This is a genomic window from Pseudomonas fluorescens (genome assembly GCF_902498195.1).
Taxonomy (GTDB): Bacteria; Pseudomonadota; Gammaproteobacteria; order Pseudomonadales; family Pseudomonadaceae; genus Aquipseudomonas; species Aquipseudomonas fluorescens_BU.
Genome location: NZ_CABVIY010000012.1, coordinates 1 through 5,700, shown reverse-complemented (window position 1 = coordinate 5,700; position 5,700 = coordinate 1). Strand labels below are relative to the sequence as shown.

2 protein-coding genes and 1 pseudogene are annotated in these 5,700 nt (G+C 59.0%); all 3 read right to left on the bottom strand.

What is annotated here, in order from left to right; genetic code table 11:
• Positions 1 to 853, bottom strand: a pseudogene (locus tag F8N66_RS31270) (hypothetical protein); the annotation flags it as partial.
• A 148-nt stretch (positions 854 to 1,001) separates the two neighbouring features.
• Positions 1,002 to 2,006, bottom strand: a complete 1,005-nt coding sequence (locus F8N66_RS31265; protein WP_150773739.1) for a FecR family protein — start codon at positions 2,004 to 2,006, stop codon at positions 1,002 to 1,004.
• 226 nt (positions 2,007 to 2,232) lie between these two features.
• The coding region (locus F8N66_RS31580) for a dermonecrotic toxin domain-containing protein (RefSeq protein WP_191623076.1) at positions 2,233 to 5,700 on the bottom strand (3,468 nt) is incomplete at its 5' end.

Genomic DNA, 5,700 nt, shown 5'->3' with positions numbered 1-5,700 from the left:
GTTGCGTGGACAGTTGGCTGATCAGTTCATCCGCCGCGCGCTTGAGCGCCGTTTCCCAGCGTTGCTGGTCAGCCGGCTGCGACGCCCTTTGCGGATGAGAAAACTCAGGCTGGCCCAGCGGCCATCGCTGGTGGCGGTAATACGCCAGCACCGCGTCCCTCAGGGACAGGGAGTTGATCCAGCGTCGAGCCGTTGGCTGTGCGTCGGCATTGGTGTTGGCTGTTTCGGCATAAAAACCGACCTGGGTCCGACGCTGATCCAGCCCGGGGAAATCGGCTTTCAGCAGCCCTTCGAGCACGCTGTCGAGCAGCGCGTCGAGCGTCGGCAGTTTTTGCAGTTCGTCGACCATGGCCTGATCGTTACTGCGCAGGTTGTCTTCGATCACGGTGCGATGATCGTCGAAAATGTCGCCGTCGATGGTCTGGAAGGTCACCCGGATGTCGCTGGCTTCGGCCAGGGCCTTGCGCGCGGCCAATGACATGAAGGCCAGCAAGTCATCGTCTTCGTCCGCGTTGTCCAGCTGGCTTTTCAAGTGCGCGGATAACGTCGTGCGGTCGGCGAATTTTTTAATGCCCGCGTACGGGGTGTAGAGAATCTCGCCGTTGTCATCGGGCAGGGCGCTCAATACAAAACAGCCCGCCAGGGGCTGGGCCAGGGCTCCCGTGGCAAGCAGGATGGATTCGGCGCGCATCGGTGGGGTTTGCTGACCGCGTAACGCATCGGTGGCCCATTGCACGTGGCGGATCCATTGGAAATCCTTTTGCGTCAGCCCGTGGGCCTTGCCCAGGTCAGGCCATTGCTCGGGTGCGTGCCGGGCCTGCGGGAAATACAGGGGAGGGGTAGGTGTAGACATCGTCGAATCTCACTCGGGGCGCCGCTGAATGCGGCGTAAATTGAGGTTCGAGACTAAAAGCCGCCGCCACATCCAAGGTGGTAGATAGTTAAAGCGGGGGACGTGCCATCAGGAGAAAGCCGAGAAACGCAGCGCCAGTGGGTGGCCTTCAGCTTTTCGGCGTGCGTTGTGGAATGGAGTTGAGGACAGGGTTGCCGTCCTTGTTGCGTGTCAGGTAGACCGGCAGTACCTTGGGCAGGGTCGCCACCAGGGTGTTGAGTTCCCTGATGTTGTAGATGCCCCCGATGCGAATGGCGCCGGTGCTGTTGTCGGCCACCAGCAGCGGCGTTTCCAGGTAACGATTGATCAGTGGCAATGCTTCGTTCAACGACAGATTGTCGAGTACCAGTTTGCCACTGCGCCAGGCCAGCGCATTGTCACTGTCATAGGTCTGGCTGATCCGCGGAATGAAATCGCCCTGACGGTAGCTCGCCTGCATCGACGGCCCCAACCTTAGACCATCCCCCGGCAGGTCATCATTGCTGCTCACCAGTACCGAGCCTTCGATCAGGTTCACTTTCACCTGATCTTCGTACATCCAGACATTGAACTTTGTCCCGGTCACCCGGACTTTGCCTTCTGCCGCCTTGACGATGAACGGGTGGCGGGTGTCGTGGGTGACGGTGAAGAAGGCCTCGCCTTTTTTCAGGGTCACCTGACGGTGATCCTTGTAGTTGCTGTAGGTCAATTCACTGCCCAGGTTCAGTTCGACCTGACTGCCATCTTTCAAGGTGACCTGACGCACCGTGTCGGTGGCCTCGAAGTGCTGGTATGAATCCGGCAGCCAACCCAGGCTCCAACCACTGTAAGCCGCCAACGGCAGCGCCAGTGCGCACACGGCGGCGGCCATGCCGTAGGCACGCCAGGCCCTCAGGGGTTTAATTGGAACCATCGGCACGACGACCGGTTCAGTACGCGGCAAATCCCCCGCGACCTCCCAGATTTCCAGCATGGCCTCGTACTCGGACAGGTGCAGCGGATGCGCGTCCAGCCACTGCTCGAACGCCCGACGCTCCTGCGCTGTGCAGTCATCGGCATGCAGGCGCATGCACCAGTGCGCAGCGGCATCGGTGATGGCGTCCAGTTCGGCTTGTGAGAAAGGGCTGTCGGTCATTGACTCATCCTGATTTACGCCATTCTAACCTTGAGGACCGCTTGCGAGAACATCGATCATGGCAATTAAACATCAAAGTGCATTTAATTTTTCGCTGGCGCGGCGAAAAGCACGTTGCCGGGCATAAAAGACCATGAAGCATGTGAAAAAATGATCAAAAGCCGATAGTTGCGCAATGACGGCGGCCGCGCTGCGCAGAACACCGGTTCCGCGCAGTCATGGGCGATCAGGGGGTAGGCGGTGGCACCGGGTCCAGTACCCGGCCTATCTGGCCGATCAGATGTGCGAGCGTGTCGGCGTTGTGCAACATGGTGTCGACGCGTATGTCAGGATTGGCCGGATCCATGAACGCGGTTCGTGCGGCATCCATGTCAGCGCAACCGGTTATTTTCAGGATTTTCTTGCCGATGTGCTTGACCGCTGGAATCGAATCCAGGCTGACCCAGGATCTCAAGCTGCTGCTCCATCGGGCGAACAATTCATCCCGTGGAGTATCCATGGATAAACCCCTTCGTTGGTACAACGCCTGACGATCTTTCAAATTCGAGCCATGGTGGGTGAGTGTCGAGATAAGATCACTGAAAGGGCGTCTTGCTTCCATATAGCTCATGTCAATCGTATCCGCGTAGATGTGACTGAGTTCGTGTACCAGGATAGTGGCACGGGCGTGATCATCAATGTCGAAAGGTTCCGTCAGGTGACCCCGATATTCATCCAGTTCAGGATGGAAAAATTTGGGGGTCAAGTGCACATGCTTTCGCCCATCATTATCGATCACGAAAGCACTGGTGCTCGCATCTTCTGCACGCCTGAACGAGCCAACGATAAAACGATCTGAGCCCAATAGTTCGTCTTTGTCATCGACCAAGGCCTGACACACGGGGATGATGGCTTTTGCTATTTTATCCAGCAGGTTTTCATTGACATCGGTCACATCGAAAAAGGCTCTGAAGAAGCCGTCCAGCCGCGTTCCTCTTTCAAGGCGTCGGGCTTGCACCAGATTGGCCAGACTGTTGAATGCGTAGTAGCGCGCCGTATCGATGGCCCGCACGATTTTGAGGGCCTTGACCGGGTCATGGGCACGGATGTTTCTCATACCCCGAAGTTCGATATTGAAAGACTGGCGAACTTCGCGGTCTGCCACGTACTCGTTGATCATCGTCGAAAGGGCCTTGCCGAAGTGCACCGTGTGGCGATCCGGATCGAGCACCAGCTGATGGCCCGGGGTTTTGCGAAGCGAAGGTCCGCTGACCCCGGCCTTCTCCATTTGCCAGACGACGCCAGGTTTGGCGACGCCATAGACTTTCCCTGCAACGGGGGCATAACGCAGCGTGCTGGCGGGGTCGTCGTACGTGCCGTCGGCGGTGTTCCTGGTCAAATCCTTCAAGGCCACGGTTGGTGCCTCGAAATACTGCAAAGAGGTGCGTGTCGGCGCCGTCGGCTGGATCCGCGACCATTGGGGTTCGGCCAGCGGTACCTTGACGGGTTCGGTTGCGCTCGGCGTCGCGGCACTGACCGGCGAGGCTTCCAGCGACAGTTTCCCGAGCGTCACCATCTGTGCGGCGCCGGCAATGAAGCTCTGCAAGGCACGTTTCCAGTGGTGATCCTGCAATCCTTCGGCGGAGTCCTTGAAGTCTTCGTAGGCTTGCCACAGAAAACGCACGTAGGCGAGTTTGCCGGGCAGGTGACCGACGATCAGTTTGATGCCGGAGGTGAACAAGTGCCTGATTGCCTCCCAGTCCGGCTGGTCGTTGGCTTTGGACTGACTGGCAAGCATCCGCGGCAACAGGCGGGTGTTGTCTTCATACAGTTGCGTCAGCAGGTTGCCAGCAATGGACGTAGACCCGAGGGTGATTTCACTCACTTCACCGATGCTGGACTTCAGCAGATTCTTGAACGATGTCTGTTCACTGTCGGGCAGGCGACGGATGATCAGGTCCTGGAATGCGCCCGGCGTGTTGATCGCCGCGACGACGTCTGCCTCGTTCATGAACTCGGTGAACAGTGAACCCGGGGCGTAGGGGGCATACAGGATGTGCGGTCCTTGATTGCCAGTGCCCGGACCGATCAGGTACAGGCCCAGGGCCTGGACGGCGGTGGCGCCGGCCGTTTTGATCATTTCCAAAGGCTTGACGATGGCGTTTGCCCCTGCGACCGCAGCCCGGGCGATGGCGTCCGGCATGTCCAGCACCTGGAAAATCAGGTCGAACGCGCTGGGGGACAGGTGCCGCTGCAGTTTCAGGCCGTGAGCGTGTTGCAGCAATTGCCACGGCAACTGTTGAACGAATCGCAACTGTCGTGGGATGGCGGCGGAGCCTGACAAGGCCTCTGTGACCAGCTTTCCATAGTCTCCCTGGATGTTCAGTGACAGTAGAAGCTGCTTGACGGCTGCCTGATCCAGGGTGGCTGGCAGTTGTTGCCGGGCAGTGGAACTGACGCGGAATCCCGAACCCTGGGCGATGTTGGCGTGGTTCAAGGCAAACTGCACAAGGGTTTGCGCAGGCCCTGCCAGCGCCAGGTTGGGCGTGATCTCGATCAGGTCGGGATCAAGGGTGTGCTCGGGGAAGCGGGCTTTCAGCAACGTTTTGAGTGTTTGACGAACGTACTCCTCAAGCGTCTGTATCCCGTGCAGGTAGTCTTTGTCGTCGGTGACACTGTTGCGGTACTGCTCCAGCAGTTCGATGTGCAATTGCTGTTCTTCGACGGGCGCCAGGCCAAGCCAGGCAGGCAGGGTTTGTCGTTGACTCATGGCCTGGGCGATCAGAGTGGCCCTGGGCAAGTTGGTGTCGATGAGTGTTTGAGTCAACGCCTGGAGCGCCGTGCGCTTTTGAGGGGTGGACTGTTTCGAGTCGTGCACGCGCTCGCAACGTGCCAGGAAGAGGTTAATGCCAGACTGCGCCAGGGTTTGCGATACATTGCCCTCGATCAGTCGCAACGTATTGAGCGAATAGTTTCGATGGATCTTCTGCTGGGCGGGTGTGAGGTTCTCCAGCAGCCCCAGGCGTTCATCGGCATCTTGCAGGCGCAGGTTCAGCTGTTGCCGTGCGCTGGCGACGTTCTTGAACACTTCCAGTCCCGCTGCGGGTGTCCACAGGATTGCGCGCCCGGAATGCTGGACGTCGAGGCCCCCACGCTCGGTCAGCAGGACGCAATTGGCCAAGGGCATCACGTCCTTTTCACCCGAACACTCAAGGACCAGGGAGAAGGCATCCGGGTGGAACCCCCGGATCGCCGGGCGACTTTTTCGGTCTGGCCGGTCCGGATTGAAGACCGTATCGACAATGTGCCAATCGGCATTGCGCAGTGTGCCACCCAGTTCCCGCAGGGTGGCTTCGCCACGCATACCGACGGACAGAGCGTGGCTCAACTGCGGTTTCATGATCTCCAGATGGATCAGTTGTGCTGCGAGAGATCCCAGTGGTTGCCCGGTAAATTCGCTTCGGACTGCAGCGTCGACCGAGCGAAACGACTTCGCGTGAGTGTCCGCTGTGTCCCCCAGCACCAGCGAGGGCTGCTCGCCCGCCATTGCCGGGCGGGTCGTCCAGCGATCCTTGGTATCCAGTGTCAGCTGTTGCGCGTTGATCAGTGCACGGATGTCCAGCGCCTTGTCGAAGTAGGCCTGGATGTTCACCGCGCCGTCACTGTGGCGGAACACCTGAAAGGCATAGTCCAGGTTTTGCAGCTGTTTACTGAT